General features: G+C 62.9%; 19 protein-coding genes. 12 read left to right on the plus strand and 7 right to left on the minus strand.

Annotation, left to right across the window (positions count from 1 at the left end; translation table 11 throughout):
* The coding region (locus RM2_RS25260) for an SdpI family protein (RefSeq protein ID WP_139277788.1) at positions 1-157 on the minus strand (157 nt) is incomplete at its 3' end.
* 117 nt (positions 158-274) lie between these two features.
* Between RM2_RS25260 and leuS the strand changes: the two genes are divergently transcribed.
* From leuS to RM2_RS14805, 4 genes are all read left to right on the plus strand, one after another.
* Positions 275-3,112 (plus strand): leucine--tRNA ligase, encoded by a 2,838-nt coding sequence (gene leuS / locus RM2_RS14790; RefSeq protein WP_072690336.1) that lies wholly within the window; start codon positions 275-277, stop codon positions 3,110-3,112.
* Between the two features lie 70 nt (positions 3,113-3,182).
* The gene (locus tag RM2_RS14795; protein ID WP_072690337.1) at positions 3,183-3,563 is read left to right on the plus strand and encodes a nuclear transport factor 2 family protein; all 381 of its coding nucleotides are present in this window, start codon (positions 3,183-3,185) and stop codon (positions 3,561-3,563) included.
* 18 nt (positions 3,564-3,581) lie between these two features.
* Entirely contained in the window at positions 3,582-3,836 is a 255-nt protein-coding gene (locus tag RM2_RS14800) for a hypothetical protein (protein WP_072690338.1), read from the plus strand.
* Between the two features lie 98 nt (positions 3,837-3,934).
* On the plus strand, positions 3,935-4,585 hold the full coding sequence (locus tag RM2_RS14805) for a maleylpyruvate isomerase family mycothiol-dependent enzyme (RefSeq protein ID WP_072690339.1): 651 nt from the start codon (positions 3,935-3,937) through the stop codon (positions 4,583-4,585).
* A 3-nt stretch (positions 4,586-4,588) separates the two neighbouring features.
* On the opposite strand, the gene RM2_RS14810 is transcribed toward RM2_RS14805, so the two are convergent.
* The 4 genes from RM2_RS14810 to RM2_RS14825 all read right to left on the minus strand — a co-directional run bounded on the left by RM2_RS14810 (position 4,589) and on the right by RM2_RS14825 (position 7,724).
* The gene (locus tag RM2_RS14810; protein ID WP_072690340.1) at positions 4,589-4,930 is read right to left on the minus strand and encodes a hypothetical protein; all 342 of its coding nucleotides are present in this window, start codon (positions 4,928-4,930) and stop codon (positions 4,589-4,591) included.
* A 164-nt stretch (positions 4,931-5,094) separates the two neighbouring features.
* Entirely contained in the window at positions 5,095-5,763 is a 669-nt protein-coding gene (locus tag RM2_RS14815; RefSeq protein WP_072690341.1) for an SDR family oxidoreductase, read from the minus strand.
* Positions 5,764-5,824: 61 nt separating this feature from the next.
* Positions 5,825-6,229, minus strand: a complete 405-nt coding sequence (locus RM2_RS14820) for a TIGR03668 family PPOX class F420-dependent oxidoreductase (RefSeq protein ID WP_072690342.1) — start codon at positions 6,227-6,229, stop codon at positions 5,825-5,827.
* Between the two features lie 112 nt (positions 6,230-6,341).
* Complete coding sequence (locus tag RM2_RS14825; RefSeq protein ID WP_084721808.1) at positions 6,342-7,724, minus strand: MmgE/PrpD family protein; 1,383 nt, start codon at positions 7,722-7,724, stop codon at positions 6,342-6,344.
* A 218-nt stretch (positions 7,725-7,942) separates the two neighbouring features.
* Between RM2_RS14825 and RM2_RS14830 the strand changes: the two genes are divergently transcribed.
* Together RM2_RS14830 and RM2_RS14835 are read left to right on the plus strand one after the other, a co-directional pair.
* On the plus strand, positions 7,943-8,755 hold the full coding sequence (locus RM2_RS14830) for a cyclase family protein (RefSeq protein WP_072690344.1): 813 nt from the start codon (positions 7,943-7,945) through the stop codon (positions 8,753-8,755).
* On the plus strand, positions 8,752-10,179 hold the full coding sequence (locus RM2_RS14835) for an MmgE/PrpD family protein (RefSeq protein ID WP_072690345.1): 1,428 nt from the start codon (positions 8,752-8,754) through the stop codon (positions 10,177-10,179). The genes RM2_RS14830 and RM2_RS14835 overlap by 4 nt, the downstream gene beginning before the upstream one ends.
* On the opposite strand, the gene RM2_RS14840 is transcribed toward RM2_RS14835, so the two are convergent.
* A complete protein-coding gene (locus RM2_RS14840; protein WP_072690346.1) occupies positions 10,180-11,061 on the minus strand; it encodes an HpcH/HpaI aldolase/citrate lyase family protein in 882 nt (293 codons plus the stop codon).
* Positions 11,058-11,873: an IclR family transcriptional regulator gene (locus tag RM2_RS14845; RefSeq protein ID WP_072690347.1), complete on the minus strand. Its 816-nt coding sequence runs from the start codon at positions 11,871-11,873 to the stop codon at positions 11,058-11,060. The genes RM2_RS14840 and RM2_RS14845 overlap by 4 nt, the downstream gene beginning before the upstream one ends.
* Before the next feature lie 217 nt (positions 11,874-12,090).
* Here RM2_RS14845 and RM2_RS14850 point away from each other — a divergent pair, with 217 nt between their 5' ends.
* The 6 genes from RM2_RS14850 (at position 12,091) to RM2_RS14875 (ending at position 18,248) form a co-directional block, all read left to right on the plus strand.
* Positions 12,091-13,308 (plus strand): ABC transporter substrate-binding protein, encoded by a 1,218-nt coding sequence (locus tag RM2_RS14850; protein WP_072690348.1) that lies wholly within the window; start codon positions 12,091-12,093, stop codon positions 13,306-13,308.
* Between the two features lie 74 nt (positions 13,309-13,382).
* Positions 13,383-14,300: a branched-chain amino acid ABC transporter permease gene (locus tag RM2_RS14855; protein ID WP_245813952.1), complete on the plus strand. Its 918-nt coding sequence runs from the start codon at positions 13,383-13,385 to the stop codon at positions 14,298-14,300.
* Positions 14,297-15,340: a branched-chain amino acid ABC transporter permease gene (locus tag RM2_RS14860; protein WP_072690349.1), complete on the plus strand. Its 1,044-nt coding sequence runs from the start codon at positions 14,297-14,299 to the stop codon at positions 15,338-15,340. Before RM2_RS14855 ends, RM2_RS14860 begins: the two co-directional genes overlap by 4 nt.
* On the plus strand, positions 15,337-16,056 hold the full coding sequence (locus tag RM2_RS14865; protein WP_174553862.1) for an ABC transporter ATP-binding protein: 720 nt from the start codon (positions 15,337-15,339) through the stop codon (positions 16,054-16,056). Before RM2_RS14860 ends, RM2_RS14865 begins: the two co-directional genes overlap by 4 nt.
* Positions 16,053-16,775 (plus strand): ABC transporter ATP-binding protein, encoded by a 723-nt coding sequence (locus RM2_RS14870; RefSeq protein ID WP_218017226.1) that lies wholly within the window; start codon positions 16,053-16,055, stop codon positions 16,773-16,775. The genes RM2_RS14865 and RM2_RS14870 overlap by 4 nt, the downstream gene beginning before the upstream one ends.
* 105 nt (positions 16,776-16,880) lie before the next feature.
* Positions 16,881-18,248, plus strand: a complete 1,368-nt coding sequence (locus RM2_RS14875) for an FAD-dependent oxidoreductase (RefSeq protein ID WP_072690351.1) — start codon at positions 16,881-16,883, stop codon at positions 18,246-18,248.
* Positions 18,249-18,264 lie beyond the last annotated feature (16 nt).

Below are 18,264 nucleotides of genomic sequence, written 5' to 3' on the forward strand. Positions count from 1 at the left end.
CCTTGTTGGCCAGCGCAAAGGATTGGTCGTCGCGCATCGTCTCGGAGGTGCGGACACCCGCCCAACGGTTGCGCGGGAGGCGCTCCGTCAGACCTGCCACGGCGACACCGGAGACCGCGACGGCGAACACGAACAGCACGACGGAGGCAATCAACACCCGACCAGGATACGGCGCACCCGGATGCGCGAGTGAGCCCGGGTGGAGTGAGCCACTACCCTGGGTAACGGGTATCCCCTAGTCCAAGAACGATCAGCCAAGTAGATAGCGACCACAGTGACCGAGCACGTGCAGCCCGTCAACCCGTCCGACGCGACCCCGCAGCACCGCTACACCGCGGAACTCGCCGGCCAGATCGAGCAGCGCTGGCAGGACCGGTGGAGTGCCGAGGGCACGTTCAACGCGCCGAACCCGGTCGGTCCACTGGCGGGTGAGGTGCCCGCCGACAAACTCTTCGTCCAGGACATGTTCCCGTACCCGTCCGGGACGGGACTGCATGTTGGTCACCCGCTCGGCTACATCGCCACCGACGTGTTTGCCCGCTATCACCGCATGCAGGGCCACAACGTGCTGCACACGCTCGGATACGACGCGTTCGGTCTGCCAGCCGAGCAGTATGCGGTGCAGACGGGCACGCACCCGCGGAACACCACCGAGGCCAACGTCGGCAACATGAAACGACAGTTGCGTCGCCTCGGACTCGGCCACGACGAGCGTCGCACGTTCGCGACCACCGACGTCGACTACTACCACTGGACGCAGTGGATCTTCCTGCAGATCCACGATGCGTGGTTCGACAAGGCGGCGGGCAAGGCCCGGCGGATCTCTGAGCTGGAGGCGGAATTCGCCTCGGGTGAGCGTGCGTTGGAGGACGGGCGGGACTGGGAGTTGTTGTCCGCTGCGGAGAAGGAAGCAGTTCTAGACTCGCACCGTCTTGTCTACCACTCCGATTCGATGGTCAACTGGTGCCCGGGTCTGGGAACCGTGCTGGCCAACGAAGAGGTCACCGCGGATGGCCGCAGCGACCGCGGAAACTTCCCCGTGTTCCGTAAGCACCTGCAGCAGTGGATGATGCGGATCACCGCCTACTCGGACCGTCTAGTGGACGACCTGGATTACCTGGACTGGCCCGAGAAGGTCAAAACCATGCAGCGCAACTGGATCGGACGCTCGCACGGCGCTCAGGTCCGGTTCGACGCCGACGGCCATGACGTGGAGGTCTTCACCACGCGGCCCGACACCCTGTTCGGTGCGACCTACGTGACGCTGGCGCCCGAGCACGAGTTGGTCGACGAACTCGTCGCGGCCGAATGGCCCGAAGGTGTCGACCCTCGCTGGACCGGCGGCGCGGCGACCCCTGCGGAAGCCGTTGCGACCTATCGTAAGTCGATTTCCGCCAAGTCTGATCTCGAGCGGCAAGAGTACAAGGAGAAGACGGGCGTCTTCCTCGGCACCTATGCCGTGAACCCGGTCAACGGGTACAAGTTGCCGGTGTTCATCGCCGACTACGTCCTCACCGGATACGGAACCGGCGCGATCATGGCTGTGCCGGGGCATGATCATCGCGACTGGGAATTCGCGACGGCATTCGGTCTGGACATCGTCGAGGTCATTTCTGGCGGGGACGTCACGAAGGACGCGTACGTCGGCGACGGCACGTTGGTCAACTCAGACTTCCTGAACGGCATGACCGTCGCTGATGCGAAGAAGGCTGTCACCGATCGTCTCGAGGCGGACGGCAACGGCACAGGCGCCATCCAATACAAGCTGCGCGATTGGCTGTTCGCGCGCCAGCGATACTGGGGCGAGCCGTTCCCGATCGTGTACGACGCCGACGGTATAGCCCACGCGCTGCCAGAATCGGCTCTGCCCGTGGAACTTCCAGAGGTCGAGGACTACGCGCCGGTTTCCTTCGACCCGGATGACGCGGCCTCGGAGCCTTCTCCCCCGCTGGCGAAGGCGGTCGACTGGGTGAACGTCGAACTGGACCTCGGCGACGGACTGCAGACCTACCGCCGCGACACCAACGTGATGCCGCAGTGGGCGGGTAGCTCGTGGTATCAGCTGCGCTACATCGACCCCACCAACCCGGACGTGTTCTGCGACAAGGAGAACGAGCAGTACTGGACCGGTCCGCGTCCGGAGACTCACGGACCGAACGATCCCGGCGGTGTCGACCTGTACGTCGGCGGTGTCGAGCACGCGGTGTTGCACCTGCTGTACTCGCGGTTCTGGCACAAGGTGTTGTTCGACCTCGGCTACGTCAGCTCCAGCGAGCCGTACCGCCGCCTGTACAACCAGGGCTACATTCAGGCCTACGCCTATACCGACGCGCGCGGCGTGTACGTCCCGGCCGAAGAGGTGATTGACGAGGGCGGGAAGTTCTTCTATCAGGGCGCGGAGGTTAATCGCGAGTACGGGAAGATGGGCAAGAGCCTCAAGAACTCCGTGTCGCCGGACGAGATATGCGAAGAGTACGGCGCCGACACGCTCCGCGTGTACGAGATGTCGATGGGCCCGCTGGACACTTCGCGTCCGTGGGCGACCAAGGACGTCGTCGGTGCGCAGCGCTTCCTGCAGCGTGCCTGGCGGGCGGTGATCGACGAGGAGTCCGGTGCACTGCGCGTCACGGATGACGCCCCGGCAGAGGACACGCTGCGCGCGCTGAACAAGGCGATCGCCGGAGTGAGCGAGGACTACAGGGCGCTGCGGGACAACACGGCTGCGGCCAAGCTGATCGAGTACACCAACCACCTCACAAAGGCGTACCCCGCCGGCGCCCCGCGTTCCGCGGTGGAACCGCTGATGCTGATGCTGGCGCCGCTGGCCCCTCACCTCGCCGAGGAGTTGTGGTCACGGCTCGGTCACGAGAGGTCACTGGCGCACGGACCCTTTCCGGTGGTCGAAGAGAAGTGGCTGGTGGAAGACAACGTCGAATACCCGATCCAGGTCAACGGCAAGGTCCGCGGTCGCGTGACCGTTGCCGCAGACGCCCCTCGCGAAGAGATCGAGAAGCGGGCACTTGCTGACGAGAAGATAGTCGCCTTCCTCGACGGCGGGGAGCCTCGCAAGGTCATCGTCGTCCCCGGCAAGATGGTCAATATCGTCCTCTAGTGCGGCGCCGCCACGTTGCGCTACCCTCAGTCGGCTAGAACACGTTCTATTCGACTGAGGGGTTCACATCATGGCACCGTCCGCAGCAGACATCCGGAAAATTGTCGAAAGGTATGTCGCAGCGGTGGCAACCGGGACGGCCGACGACGTTCTCAGTTTGTACGCCGAGGGCGCTACCGTGGAGGACCCGGTGGGAACCGAACCGCGGACCTCGGTGGACTCGTTGCGCGAGTTCTACAGCGTGCTCGAACCGATGAAGCAGACGGGTGAACTCCTGACGTTGAGAATCGCTGGCAACTCCGCGGCGTTCCACTTTTCCTTGGTCACCGACCTCGGTGAGCAGAAGTTCGAGATCGCGCCGATCGACGTCATGACCTTTGACGACGACGGCAAGATCACCTCCATGAAGGCGTACTGGGGGCAGGACGACATGATCACGCGCGCTGACTGATTGTCAGGCTCGAACGAGATGGCCGAAGTGCGGGGCGACCCGTGGCCGGGGTTCGAGGAGGATCGACTGCTCGTGGTTCAGTCTGCGAACCTGGCAATGACCGAGGTCACCGTAGTGGACTTGGCAACCGGTGGACTGTCGCCGGTGCCGATCGGCTCGGGCTCGCAGCAGCCTGCGGAGCCCCCGCCACCCCCTCCTGCACCTGTGCGACCACCGGAGATCCAACTGGAGATACCTGGCCTGCCGCCCATCATCATCCCGCTCCCGAATTGATTCGCGGGCAACGGAACGCCGGCGATTGATGCCGGACCTGGGTTGTTTGCCCGGTATTCGTCACCCGGCGTCATACCCACGCGGCTACGATTGTGTGCGTGACCTCGCCGCGCGCTGAATTGTCGTATCTCAAGGTGCTCGATGCCGTCGCGGAATCGCAGGGGGCGATGGAAGCGAGTTTGGAAGCTCTGACCGACGGTCAGACAGTGGAACCCTCACTGATGCCCGGATGGAGCCGCGGGCATGTCATCACGCATCTCGCGAGGAACTCGGATGGGCTTAATCGGTTCGCCATCGGGGTCCTGACCGATGAAGCCGTACCGGAAATGTACCCAGGTGGTCCTGTCGCACGCGCCGCGGCGATCGAGGAAGGTGCGGGACGACCGGCGGAGTTACTCGCGGCCGATTTCCGCTTCGCGGGCCGAAGGATGCTCGATTCGCTGCGGCAGATTAGCGAGGACCGGTTCGAGACGCCGGTGAACTACCGTAAACCCGTCACCGCCCGAGATATTCCGGTACTGCGCTGGCGGGAACTCGAGATTCACCGCGTCGACCTCGGGCTGGACTACACGGCGGTCGACTGGCCGGACGTCTTTGTGGAACATACGCTGCGGACGGAGTTGCCCGAGCTGCGTCTGTTCCATCCGCAGGTCCCGGTTCCAGATCTTCCGCGCGCCGAGCTGTTGGCGTGGCTGGTCGGACGTCCCACGCGGGACGGCTTGCCGCCGGTGCCCGCGTGGCCGTTCTGACCGTCAGGCGTATTCGACCGACTCGAACGAGACGATGTTGTTCAGGGCATTCCAGATGGCTGCGTAACGCCGGTGAGTCATCTCGTCGACATCGGTGAGCAGAGCGTCGAAGAGAGATTTAGGGTTGTTCTCCCACGACTGCGCCAATGCCTCGACGTTAAGGCGGGTGAACAGACCGGACCGCGCGGCGGCCTCGATCCACTCGTCGAAGTTGCCGGCGTAGATGCGCTCGATTGCCCCGAAGTCGACCTCACCGTTGCCGAGATCGAGCGTGAACATCGCGGCGAACATATCGTCGCCAGCTTCGGTGCCGATGCCTCCGAGTGGACGCTCTGCAGTATTCATGATGCAAATTCCTCCTGAAGAGCCAGTTCGAAGATCCGACTCACGATTGCGACCTTTAGATAACGAGTTGGACTCGATTGGCAGCTGATGATGAGCAGCTTAAGGCTTTTCTTCCCCAATTGGGTGTGACATATCCCACTCCTATTTACTTGCTATCTGCGGACTCAGCGTACCCTCAGGACCACTTCTGTACAGTGCGCGTCCACGGGTGTGTCGAGAGCGACTCTCACCGCTCCCGCGACCGTCGAGGGCAGTAGATATTTCTCGGGTCGGTACTCGTCACCCTCGCCTGCGACGATGGCTCGCTGCATGTCGGTGTCGATCCGCCCCGGGTGGATCGAGGTGACCCGCAGCGACGGCTCCTCGAGCCGCAACGCGTCCCCGAAGGCCCGCAGCGCGAACTTGCTCGCCGCGTAAGAGGCCCAGCCGGCGTTGGCGCGGAAGCCGGCACCCGAGTTGATCAGGATCACGTGACCGCCGGCGGACCGGAGGGCAGGAAGCAGTAGTCGCGTCAGTTCTGCCACCGCGATCACGTTCGCGTCGAAAGTACGCTTCCACTGCTCGACGCTCGACTCGGCGATGGTCGCAAGGTCGGCGACACCGGCGTTGTGGACGAGTGCGTCCAGTCGCTCGATCGGGGCGCAGACGGTCGCGAGCGCATCGTAATCGGTGAGTTCGACGGGCCAGGGGGTGGCGTCGGGGAGTTCGCCGCAGATGTCGGTCAGTGATCCGGCAGACCGTGCGCCGAGAATGAGGTCGTGTGTGGGTGCGAGTTCTCGAGCGATGGAGGCTCCGAGGCCGCGGCTCGCTCCGGTGATCAGGGCTGTAGGCATGTCGTCGAGGCTACGGCGCCCTCGCGGCTTGTGGTCGTCAGAGACTCGCGGCTTGTGGTTGTCAGAGTGCGGACCAGTGATGCCATCGAAGACTGCGGACGGCGATCACTGGCCCGTCCGGGCGGCGCTCGGCGTACTGCCGATATTTGGTGGCCAGGATGTCAATCGCCGCAGTGCCTTCGGGACTGCCGGCGTCGAGTACCTCGGCCCCGCCGTCGACGCGCACCCACCACAGTTGGTCCCAGTTCTCGTCGTAGTGGTCCACGAGAAGTGTGACGGCCGGATTGGCGGCGATGTTCTGCAGTCGTCGTAATGCTGTGGTGCGCTTGGGCTTGTGGTCGACGCACGAATAGATCGTGTCGGAGTCGAGCGCGAAGACAAGCGGTACGAGGTGTGGCACGCCGCCGGGACCGACCGTGGCGAGCCGCGCGACGCGGGCAGAGGCAAATCGCTCGACCGGGTCCATCACCGCTCCATCAGATACTCGACGCTCACCGGTTCGCGTCCGACATCACTCGGGTAAGCGCGCTGCGGTCCAACATGTGTCAAGTATTCGTCGTCGAAATGGGCGGTGTCAATCACGCGGTATTCGCACTCACGATCGGCGAAGATGCCAACAGTTCCGCGACATCGTCGCAGGACGGCAGCTGCTCGACCATGTCTGCGAGGGCAGTCGTGTCACGCTCACCGATTAGACGAACGAGCTTCCTGTGGATCGCGCCGTAATCCAGTGGGAAATGATCGACATCGCCGATCGGGTTCGGCGTTGCGGCCGATATGCGCTCCCCGTTTTGGAACTCGATACTTACCTCCGCGGCACGTCGGTGTGGCAGTAGCGCATCGAGTCCGGCAGACACATTGACCTCGACTCGATCGCTGAACCTCTCGGCTGCCACGAAGGTGGGACCGTTGGGGTCGAGGGTATCGCTGTCGATCGAGTCCGCTATCAATGCGGCGGATACGACGAACGGCAGCGAGAACATCGCGCCGAGTCGTGTGGTGGGGTGTCGGCCGAAGAGTGGTTTTGCCAACGAGTGTGTTCTCACGTGAACCTGCTCGATATCGTCGGCGGTCCATGTTGCATGGGAGCGCAGGCTCTGAACGGTATCGACGGCCGTGTGGGTGTAGGAGCAACTCGCGTGACGCTTGGTGTACCCCTCGAGGGTCAGCCAACGTTCGCCGAGATCCTCGGTCAGCCGTTCGAGGTCGAGATGCCCGACGATATCGCCCAGAGTGTGCTCGACAGCGCCGGTGTTGCGGACGAGGCCGGCGGCAGACAGCCGAGCCGCATCCAGCCCGGCACGAACCGCACCGGAAATCCACAGATTCCGTGCGAAGCTCCCGTCCAGCACGAGCGCCCAAGGCGCAACATGGATGAGCGCAGTGGATGCATCGATGGCGGCGGCAATCCCGTCGGTGTCCGCATTCCAGATGAATGCGGTCGCAGCGGCTGCCCCCGTCGCGCCCCAATGTCCGTGAGTGTGCCATCGGTCGTCACGGCTGAGCGCGTACCCGAACCGCGCAGCCACCTCGTATCCGCCGACCACCGCACTGACGAATGTTTGTCCGCTCACGGGCGCGTCGGTCAGGCGGGTGGCTGCCACCGCTGCTGGGACGACGTGTGCGGCTGGGTGACCGGACGCGTACTTGTTGCCCTCGTCCAACTCCAGGCAACACGATGCGATCGAATCGAGTACGGCTGCCGTTTCGGCACTGGTGTGCACGTCGCTGCCCAGTGGAGCCGTCTCCCCTTTGTCGGCAGCCCAGTGTCGAGTGAGTTCCCTCAGTTCTGGTGTTCGCGAGCCCGCGGCCGTTACGCCGAACAGGTCCAAGAGCAACAGGCCGGCTCGCGCGTCGAGTGATTCGGGAAGCGGATGTTGGCGAAGCGCGGTGACAGATTCCGAAAGCGCATCGACGGCCATCATGTGTTCCGTTAAGCGGAACGATGATCGAGAATCCATCTGTTGATTGTACAAGCGATGGAAATAGAAGTTTTGACTCTGAAAAGGATGTTTCACTGTTTGTCATCAGTCAGTGTGTCGTGAGATGCTGTGCATATTGCTTCAAAACCTAAATGCGCGTTCCGATACACGGAACACTTTGGGTTCTGTTTCCCATCACGTATATGCACACCGGCTATCGGCGGAACTGATGTGGAGCACAACGAAGGAGACAACTGATGTCCGATCAACTCCTCCGCGCCGTCCAGGCCGGGGTGACGATTACCGACCTGGGCCGGCAACTGCGCGTCGGTATGCCGCAGTCGCCGAATCATCCACAGTTCTGGCACACCCTGCCTCGACGCCACGGAGACATGACTCGGTCGGACGGCGGCAGTGCCGCCAACGACCTGATCACGATGGGTACTCACGTGGGCACTCACATCGATGCCCTTGCGCACGTGTCGCACGACGGCAAGATGCACGGTGGAATCGACGCCGCCGAAGCTGGGATCGGCGGGAAATACATCGAACTCGGTGTCCATACCATTGCGCCGATGATGCGCCGGGGAGTGCTGCTGGACATCCCCCGGACTCTCCGAATCGACTGCTGCGAAGGAGGATATGAGATCACGGTCGACGACCTCGAAGCAGCCTGCAGGGAGCAGGATGTCGAGGTGACGCAGGGTGATGTCGTCCTGATTCGTAGCGGGTGGGGGCAGTTGTTCGACGAAGGCCAGCCGTATGTCGGTGGTCTGTCGGGAGTTCCGGGCGTCGGTGAGGCCGGCGCGCGCTGGCTCGCCGAAAAGAATCTGCACGCCGTGGGCGCGGACACCATCGCGTTCGAGCGCCTCGCACCGGGCGGCGGTCACGCTCTGCTGCCCGCACATCGAGTTCTGCTCGTGGAGAGCGGAATCTACATCATCGAGGCGCTCGACCTCGAAGAATTGTCGGCAAAACAGCAGTACGAATTTACATTCGTGCTGGTGCCAATGAATTTCTTCGGCGCGACGGGATCCCCGGTGCGTCCGTTGGCGGTGGCCTCGGTATGACGGATCTGACTCTTGCCCAGCAGTTGGCCCGGTTCGCGTCGAAGACTCACTTCGAAGATCTTCCTGAGGCGGTCGTCGGCAGCGTCGGCATGCGAGTTTTGGACACCTTGGGAATCGCCATCGCTGCCACCGATCTCGAGACCAGTCGCGCCGCAACGGCATGGGCGTGTGAGCAGGGTGGAGCGGCAACGGCGTCCGCAATCGGACTCGATGTTGCACTCCCCGCGCCATTGGCGGCATTCGTCAACGGTGTCCTGGCGCATTCCCTCGATTTCGACGATACGCACCTACCGTCGATCCTGCATCCCAGCGCGAGCGTCGTCCCGGCGGCGTTGGCGGCCGCTCAGCAACATCAGGTCGACGGACGAACCTTGGTGCGCGGTATAGCGATTGGGTTGGAAGTGTGTGTTCGCCTTGGAATGGCCGGTTTCGATCCGGTTGCCAAGAACTCGGTGTTCTTCGAGCACGGACAACACGCGACGTCGATCTGCGGCGCAATGGGTAGTGCGGTCGCCGCCGCCGTGATCGGCGGCGGCGCCGAAGAGCGCATCGTTGACACGTTGGGTATCGCAGCGTCGATGGCAGCAGGCATCATCGAAGCCAATCGAACAGGGGGAACCGTCAAGCGGATGCACTGTGGATGGGCTGCGCACTCGGCACTCGCTGCAGCAGGGCTTGCCCGGCACGGCATCACGGGGCCACCGACGGTACTCGAAGGTAGGTTCGGTTTCTTCCAGGCATGGCTTCATGAGGCCGCTCGTGAAGCCGAGATCATCGACGGTCTGGGGACCGACTGGGCGGTGCCGAGCATCTTCTTCAAGCCGTATCCGGCCAATCACTTCACGCACGCGGCAATCGACGCCGGGGCCGCGCTTCGCCGTCGTGGCGTATCACCCGACGATGTAGAGCGCCTGGTACTCGGTGTGCCGGCCGCGAATCTCCGTACCATCGGCGAGCCCATCGAGGTCAAGCGAACCCCCGCCACCGGATACATGGCCCAGTTCAGTGGGCCGTACGCGGTGGTGGTCGGCATGTTCGGTGGGGGTGGCCTCGGCGCCGCGCTCGAAGACTATTCGGACGAGTTGGCGACATCTGCGGAGCGCCGAGCCTTGATGGCCAAGGTCGACGTAGTACCGGATTCCCGGTGCGACGAGATCTTCCCGCATCAGTTCCCGGCGGTCCTGACGGCGATGTTGACCGACGGAACGACTTTGGTCGAGGAGGTCCTGACCACGCGTGGAGGTCCGGAGCGCCCGCTGTCGTTCGAGGAGGTGTCGGCAAAGTTCACTGCCAACGCCGGGCCGTTCCTTCCGGACCGAGACATTGCCGACCTCGCCGCCCGCTGTCACGCACTGTCTGGACTCGAAGATATCGGAGTCCTTCTCGAGCCTTTGACCTCGATCGGACTGCGAAGCGACCGGTGATCACGCGCGAGCAAGGATCTCCCTCGCCCCGCGTACCACCGCTTCGTCGACGAAGTGCCCGCGATCGTCGACGGTCGGTCCGCCTTGCGCCAGGTCGTACAACTCGAGCAGGCGGCGCGCACGGATCACGTCGTCGTCGGAGGGTGTCAGCGCCGCATTGATGATGGGAATCTGGCTGGGATGCAAGGCTGTTCGGCCGCGGAACCCCATGTTCACAAAGCGCGCGGTGCTGGCAACGAAGGCGTCGAGGTTGCGGAAGTCGGTCGACGTCGGCGCGATGGGAGCGGCCACGCCGGCGGCAGCGCACACAACGACGACCTCGGTGCGCAGTGAGTCGATCATCGTCGCGGTCTGGGGTGTGGCTCGGATCCGCAGGTCGGCGAGCAGGTCGACCTCGCCGATACCGAACGTGCGAACCCGGTTGCATTCGGCCATTTCCGGCAGTGAGCGCAGCGACCGCGCGGATTCGATGAGGCCGATAAGATCGCTTGGTCGAAGAGCACGCGCCTCCTCCCAGCGCGTGAGTAACTCATCTGCCTGGGTCAGCGCGTCGACCGAACACTTGGCGACCACGATTCCGTCGACGCCGGGTCGCGCGACCGCCTCGAGATCCTCGGCCAGGAATTCCGGTGTGACCCGAACCCAGATCTCGGTGTCGGTGTCGGTGTCGGTGTCGGTGTCGGTGTCGGTGTCGGTGTCGGTGTCGGTGCGAGTTTCGAGCCATGCGCGGACGTCATCGCGTGCACGAGCCTTTGTCTGCAGTGGCACCGAGTCTTCGAGATCGATGATGATGGCGTCGGCGTCACCGGCAGCCGCCTTGGTGAACAGCTCGGGTTTGACCGCGGGGACGTAGAGAAACGAGCGAGGGGCAGTGAGTGTCATCGTGCGGCAAGGTCTTCCAGAATACGGGTAATCGACCGCGCTGCGGAGACCACCTGATGGATGTGGATCGCGTGCTCGTCGTCTGCTGTCGACGAGTAGCGGAAGGCCGGACCGGACGAACTGACCGAACCGAGAACTTGATCAGCGGAGTCGAAGAACGGAGCCGCGATGGAGGCTGCACCCGTGTTTCGTTCGTTGATCGACGTCGCGTATCCGTTCTCGCGAATCTCGTCGAGGCGCGCGAAGAATGCGTCGGCATACACATCTACGTCGGGTACATCGGGCGTGGTATCGCGCAGATCCTGGAGGGACTCGACAGCAAAATGATGCGGGAGGAAAGCGAGGATCGCACGGCTCGATGCCCCTGAGTGCAAGGGATATTGCGGCCCGATCTCGACCACCATCTTCACCTCCTGTGGGCTCTCGTACTGATCTAGGTAGATGCGCCTGTTCCCGACGAGCAGCGACAGCGTTGCTGTCTCGCGTGTCTGTGCGCGCAGCGACCGCAGGACGGGCGAAGCTAGGGACCGTATGTCGAGCTGACTCCATGCCTTGGGGCCGAAACCGATCGCTGCAGGACCCAGGGAGTAGGTCGACTCACCCGCTACCGGCTGCACAAGCGCCCGCGACGCCAACGATTGCAGAATCCGGTGTACCACCGACTTGCTCAGTTGGAGACTTCTTGCAATCTCGGAGACGCCGAGCGCACGATCTGATTGGGCGAAGGCCATGAGTACATCGGCCACGCGATCCGCTGATTCGGTGCCGCTGGATGTTTCTGCAGAGTCCCTGGTTTTAGGGGTAGCAGCCATGTAGTTCAGCCTTTCAGTGTGTTTATGTTCCGCTCAGCGAACCATACCCGGAACCGGATAATCATAAAAGACCCTGGTGCAAGTGGGTGATGCGTGTCATACTCGTCCACGTGGGGAACTGTCGTCGGTTTGTCGGCGCGCTGAGCGGAACGCTTGGGGTGTTGGCCAAGGAGTTCAACTCGGTGCCTGGCAAGAGGGCGCGGAAAGCAGAATCGCCATGAAAAAGCTTGTAGGCGCGCTGACAGCCGTCGCGGTGATGGGTGTTGCAGCGTGCGGATCTTCGACGGGGGCCGATGACTCGGGCGCCATCAAGATCGGTTCGGTACACCCGACAACCGGCGCTCTCGCAGGTGTCGGCGGTTTGATGAACGACGGCGCCGCGATGGCGGTCGCCGATATCAACGCCGCCGGTGGCATCTCGTCGCTCGGGGGCCGTCAGCTCGAACTCGTCTCGGGCGACAGTCAGGGCAGAGCCGAGGTCGGGCAAAGCGAGGCGCAGCGACTCATCTCCGATGGGGCAGTGGCACTCGTAGGGACCTACCAGAGCGATGTGACTCAGAACGTCACATCGGTCGCGGAACGGTCGCGGGTGCCCTTCGTGATCGATGTGGCCGTCGACGATCAGATTCTCGATCAGGGTTACCAGTACACGTTCCGTGTACAACCCGACGCATCCCGCGTGGGCACCGACGGGGCACAGGCGTTGGCCGCCATCGCGAGGCAGACGGGGCAGGCTATCGACAGGGTGTCGTATCTGCACATCGAGGGATCCTTCGGCGACAGCGTATTCGAGGCGTTCGAGGCGGAAGCCGGAAAGCAGGGCATTTCCGTGCAGGAACTCATCTATCCCGCAACGAACTTCTCCGACGCCACTACGCTGGTGCGTGAGGCTGCCGTGTCTAACCCGGACATCATCGCCTCCACCGGCTACTACCCGGATGGCCTTCTCATCGCTCGCGCCGTCGAGCAGTTGAACGTGGACGTCATGGGCGTGTATGGCATCGCCAGCGGCGCCTTCGACGACAGTTCCTTCCCCTCCGACGCTGGTGCCGCTGGGGAAGGCGTGCTCAGCGCCAACTACCACTTCGATGCAACGAGCGAGCGCGTCAACGACATTCGCGCGCGCTTCCTGGAGCAGTACGGACGGCCGATGGAGACCGCGGCCATGCTCTCCTACCAGGCGGTCGAGGTCATCGCAGCTGGACTCGAAGACGGCGCCGATGCAAACCCAGAGGCACTGCGCAATTCGATCGCCGGTGTTTCCATGCAGGATCCTCTGCTCGCGTTCGACGGGCCGATAGAGTTCGACGAGACCGGTCAGAACAAGAACGCCACGGCCATTGTGATGCAGGTGCGCGACGGCGCGGTCGCGCAGGTGTTCCCCGAACAATTCGCCACCGATGCCATCGACTTCCCCGTAGGAACAGGGCAGTGAGCGTCGCAAGGGCCTCCACCACTGCATCTTCGGCGGCGCGGCGTAGCAGAGCGGGTACGAGTCCAGGACTGGCAGTGGGTGCCTCGTGTGTCGTGCTCCTAGCGGTCATCTATCTCGTCGGAGGCAAGGACCACGGACTCGTCACTCAGGCGGTGGTCTCCGGACTTCTACTCGGCGGTGTCTACGCGCTCATCTCGGTGGGGCTGACACTGATCTTCGGTGTCCTCGGCATCGTCAACTTCGCGCAGGGCGCCATGCTGACGATGGCGATGTACATCGTGTACGCGCTCTCGACGGCAGGCCTGCCCGTCTACGTGGCAACGATCGTTGCCGTGCCCTTGATGTTCGTGTTCGGCATGATCGTGCAGTCGCTGTTGCTCACCAAACTCACGATCAGCGGTAGTCACGAGGGCCCACTTCTTGTCACGCTTGGATTGTCGTTGTTGATCATCAACGTGCTTCTGATGATCTTCGGGGGCCGTCCCAAGTCGGTTCAGGCACCGCTCGACGGTACGGTGTCTATTCTCGGAGCCGTCGCGTCGTGGCCGCGCGTACTGGCGTTCATCGGAGCGGCAATCGTTGCGGTGGCACTCAAACTAGTCCTCGAACGCACCCCGCTCGGACTGTCGATCCGGGCGGTGGCGTCGAACTCGGAGGGTGCCAAACTGGTCGGGGTCGACATCGGCAGGGTGTACGCCCTCACGTTCGGTATCGGTGCCGCCTGCGTTGCTGTCGCCGGTGGACTGATGACACCCTTCACTAGTCTCACACCGACAGTCGGTGAGCAGTTCACCATCCTGGCATTCGTGATCGTAGTGCTCGGCGGGCTAGGAAGCGTGTTCGGCGCCATGGTGGGCGGCCTCGTGATCGGGCTCGTGCAAACTGTCGGTGCCATCTACCTGCCCGGCACTGGATCACTCGTCCTGGTCTTCGCGGTGTTCATCCTCGTCCTGTTTCTCAAACCCGAAGGATTGTACGGAGTACGCCGATGACCGCCACCGTAGAAGCATCGACTCCGGTGCCTCAGGACGATCGACTGAAAGATACGTGGCTACGGCGTCAACTCATCACCCTCCTAGTCGGCTTCGTGGTGGTCGCCGCGCTTCCGCTGGTTCTCGGAGAGCAAGCACAGACCGTTGCCGTTCGAACCCTGATCTTCGCGATCATGGCGGTCGGCTGGAACATCATGAGCGGGTTCGGCGGCATGTTCAGTTTCGGGCATGCAGCATTTTTTGGCATCGGTGCCTACACCGGTGCGTATCTATTGGTTGATCACGGTATTTCACCATGGATATCGATGGTGGCCGCGGCCGTCATCGCCGCCGTTGTCGGAACGCTGATCGCCTACCTGTGCCTGCGGTACCGGCTCGCCGGTGCGTACTTCGCTTTGGCCACCTTCGCGTTCGCGCAAATGTTCTTGTTGCTGGTGCAGAACCTCGAGGTGTTCAACAAGACGGAGGGCTTCAATGTGCCTATCCTGCCCCGTGACTCGTGGGCAATGCTGCAGTTCAAGCAGGGTAGCCCGATCTATATCTGGATACCGTTGATCATCCTCGCCCTTGCGGTACTCGGCACCATCTTCTACGTGCGATCTCGCGCCGGCCAGTTCGTTCAGGCGACGCGTGACGATGCGACAGCCGCAGCATCTCTCGGCATCGATACGATGAAGTACCGGCTCATCGCAGTGGCAGCTAGTTGCGCGCTCACCGCCGTCGCCGGTGTGTATTACGTGCAGTACTACTTCTACGTGGGACCGGAACAGGCGTTCGGCTCGGCGGTCTCGGTCGAGGCCCTCGTTCCCGCCGTTATCGGCGGCATCGGCACAATCTGGGGCCCGGTCATCGGTGCGGCCGTGATCGGACCGCTGTCCGAGCTGATCAACGAATTACTGCGCAACCCACCCGCATTCCTCGAATTCCTCCAAGGGAATATCGGTCTCGATGTTGTCGTCTACTCGTTGATCCTGATTTTGATCGTCATCTTCCTGCCGAAGGGAATCTTCGGCACTATCCGCGAGAGGTGGCGTCGATGAGCCTGTTGTGCATCGAGGGTCTGAGCAAATCGTTCTCGGGATTGCATGCGGTACGTGAGGTCAACCTCGAGGTCTCGGAGCGCGAGTTCCTCGGCATCATCGGACCGAACGGGGCAGGCAAGACCACGCTCTTCTCCCTGCTGTCCGGCGAACAGCTACCTACCGAGGGCCGCGTAACCTTCGACGGCACCGACATCACAGGGTGGCCTGCCCACAAGATCGCCAAAGCGGGCCTGGTCCGAACGTTTCAACTCATGCGGCCGTTCGAGTCGATGTCGGTGCTCGAGAACGTCACCGTCGCCGCGCTCTCCAGGCGTCACTCACGCGAGGATGCGCGACGCCATGCGCTCGAGGTACTCGACCGCGTGCAACTCTCCGATCAGGTCGGCGGCAATGTCTCGACCATGTCGACGGCGAGCCTGAAGCGACTCGAGCTAGCCCGTGCGTTGGCGATGGAACCGCGAGTTCTCCTGCTCGACGAGGTGCTCGCAGGATTGGTACCGGTCGAGCGCGCACCGATGATCGACCTGCTACGCACGCTGCCCGAACAAGGACTGACGGTTCTGTTCGTCGAACACATCATGGCCGCGATCATGGCTTTGTCCGAACGGCTGGTCGTCATGCATGAAGGCGCGGTACTGACAATGGGAGATCCACGCACTGTGGTCGAGGACAGGCGCGTCGTGGAGGCATATCTCGGTGAGGAGACGCCATGATGCTCGAGATAGACGACCTCCACGCCGGCTACCGACGGCTGGAGATTCTGCATGGACTCGACCTGACGATCGCCCGAAACGAGATCGTCTCGCTCATCGGCGCCAATGGAGCAGGCAAAACGACGACTCTTCGTGCGCTGTCCGGACTCGTCGTCGCGACCGGCGGGCGGATCATGTTGGACGGAACGGATATCCGTGGAATGCGTGCCGACCGCATCGTCAAAGCTGGTCTGATTCACGTAGCACAGGACCGGGCGCTGTTCGGCAGCCTCCCCGTTTCCGAGAACCTCGAAATGGGGGCGTACACGCAGAAGAGAAGCACCTTGCATGAATCGTTCGAGCAGGTCTTCGATCTGTTCCCGATCCTCGCCGAGCGCCGCGAGCAGCGCGCCGACACCATGTCCGGGGGGCAGCAGCAGATGCTCGCCATCGGCCGGGCCCTGATGGCCCGACCTCGTTTGCTCACTCTCGACGAACCATCGGTGGGATTGGCACCGAAGCTGGCTGCCGAGGTTCTCGAAGCCATCGTGCAGATTCGGGACACCGGCGTAACCGTGCTCATCGTCGAGCAGAACGCTGCCCAGGCGCTCAGCATCTCCGACCGCGCGTATGTGATCGAGAGCGGTTCGATCGTGTTGTCCGGCACCGGAGCCGAACTCGGAAGCGACGATCGCGTGAAGGCCGCCTACCTCGGCATCGAAGCGGACCCAGGCATCTGATTTCCCGGCATCCAAATCCAAGGAGATATCTACCCACATGCACCTCATGGCGATACCGACGGCACTGCGACAGCTCGGTCGGAGTGCGGACCTCGAGGTCACAGCATGAGCGAGGACGGGCCCGATCTCGTCGTTGTGGGTGCAGGTGGCGGTCTGGTCGCGGCCCTGCGCGCCGCGGAGCGGGGACTCGACGTGTTGGTCGTCGAAGCGAGCGAGCACTTCAAGCGTGGGAACAATACCGCGATGTCGACGGCGATGATCCCCGGAGCCGGGTCTCGATGGCAGCGGGAGGCGGGAATCGAGGACTCGCCCCAGCAGTTTGTCGACGACGTGATGCGCAAGACCAAGGGAACGGCTGATCAACGTCTCGCCCTGGCTCTGTCGAATGTCAGTGCACCGCTGGTGGAATGGTTGTCCGACCATCTGCGAGTGCGACTGGATCTGATGACCGATTTCTCCTATCCCGGTCACTCGCGGTCGAGATGTCACACCGTGGAGGGCCGACAGGGCGGCGCCCTACTCGATCACCTGGTCCGCTCCGTCGCCGACGAACCCAAGATCGACATGTTGATCCCCGCGCGACTAACCGACGTCTCGGTCGACGAAGACGGCGCAGTGATCGGCGTGAGCGTCACGATGCAGGACGGCAGCATGGAGTTCATTCCGACGCGGGCTGTTCTATTGGCCACCAACGGTTACGGCGCCAACGTCGAGTTTGTGTCGGACTACGTTCCCGAGATCGCCTCCGCTCGATATCACGGCAGCGAGTACTCGACAGGAGACGCACTGATTATTGGTGTGCGTCTGGGTGCCGACTCTGCGTTCCTCGACGCCTACCAGGGTCACGCGGCACTGTCGAAGAAGGCCACAACGCTCGTCGGCTGGGCGACGGTAATGCACGGCGGCGTAAATCTTGATCTGGAAGGACGGCGGTTCGGTGACGAGACCACCGGGTACTCGGAATACGCGGCACTCCTGGCGGCGCGCCCACAGTCCGAGGGCTGGATAGTCATCGACCGGCACATCTACGACAAGTGCCTGGCGTTCAACGACTTCCGTCAAACTGTCGATTCGGGCGCCGCAGCTTGGGCGGATAGCGCGGAAGGACTAGCACGGGTGACCGGACTCCCAGAGTCTGCAGTGTTGGAAGAGCTTGCCGCTCTGGAAAGCTACGCGCGCCGTAGCGCCACTGATCCATACGGGCGTACGTCGTTCGAACACGAGTTGGTGGCCCCGTATGCGGCCGTCAGGATCGTTCCCGCGCTGTTCCACACCCAAGGTGGACTCGTCGTCGACCAGAGCGCGAGGGTGCTGAAGCCGAACGGCCAGCCGATCGACGGAGTGTATGCCTCGGGCGGTGCCGCAATGGGAATCTCCGGCCACGGGGCCGCCGGATATCTCGCCGGCAACGGCCTGCTCTCGGCTCTCGGTCTCGCATACCTGGCGGCCGATGCCGCTGCTGATTCTGTCTGACATTCATACCCATATT

It is taken from the genome of Rhodococcus marinonascens NBRC 14363 (assembly GCF_001894885.1).
Taxonomy (GTDB): Bacteria; Actinomycetota; Actinomycetes; order Mycobacteriales; family Mycobacteriaceae; genus Rhodococcus_F; species Rhodococcus_F marinonascens.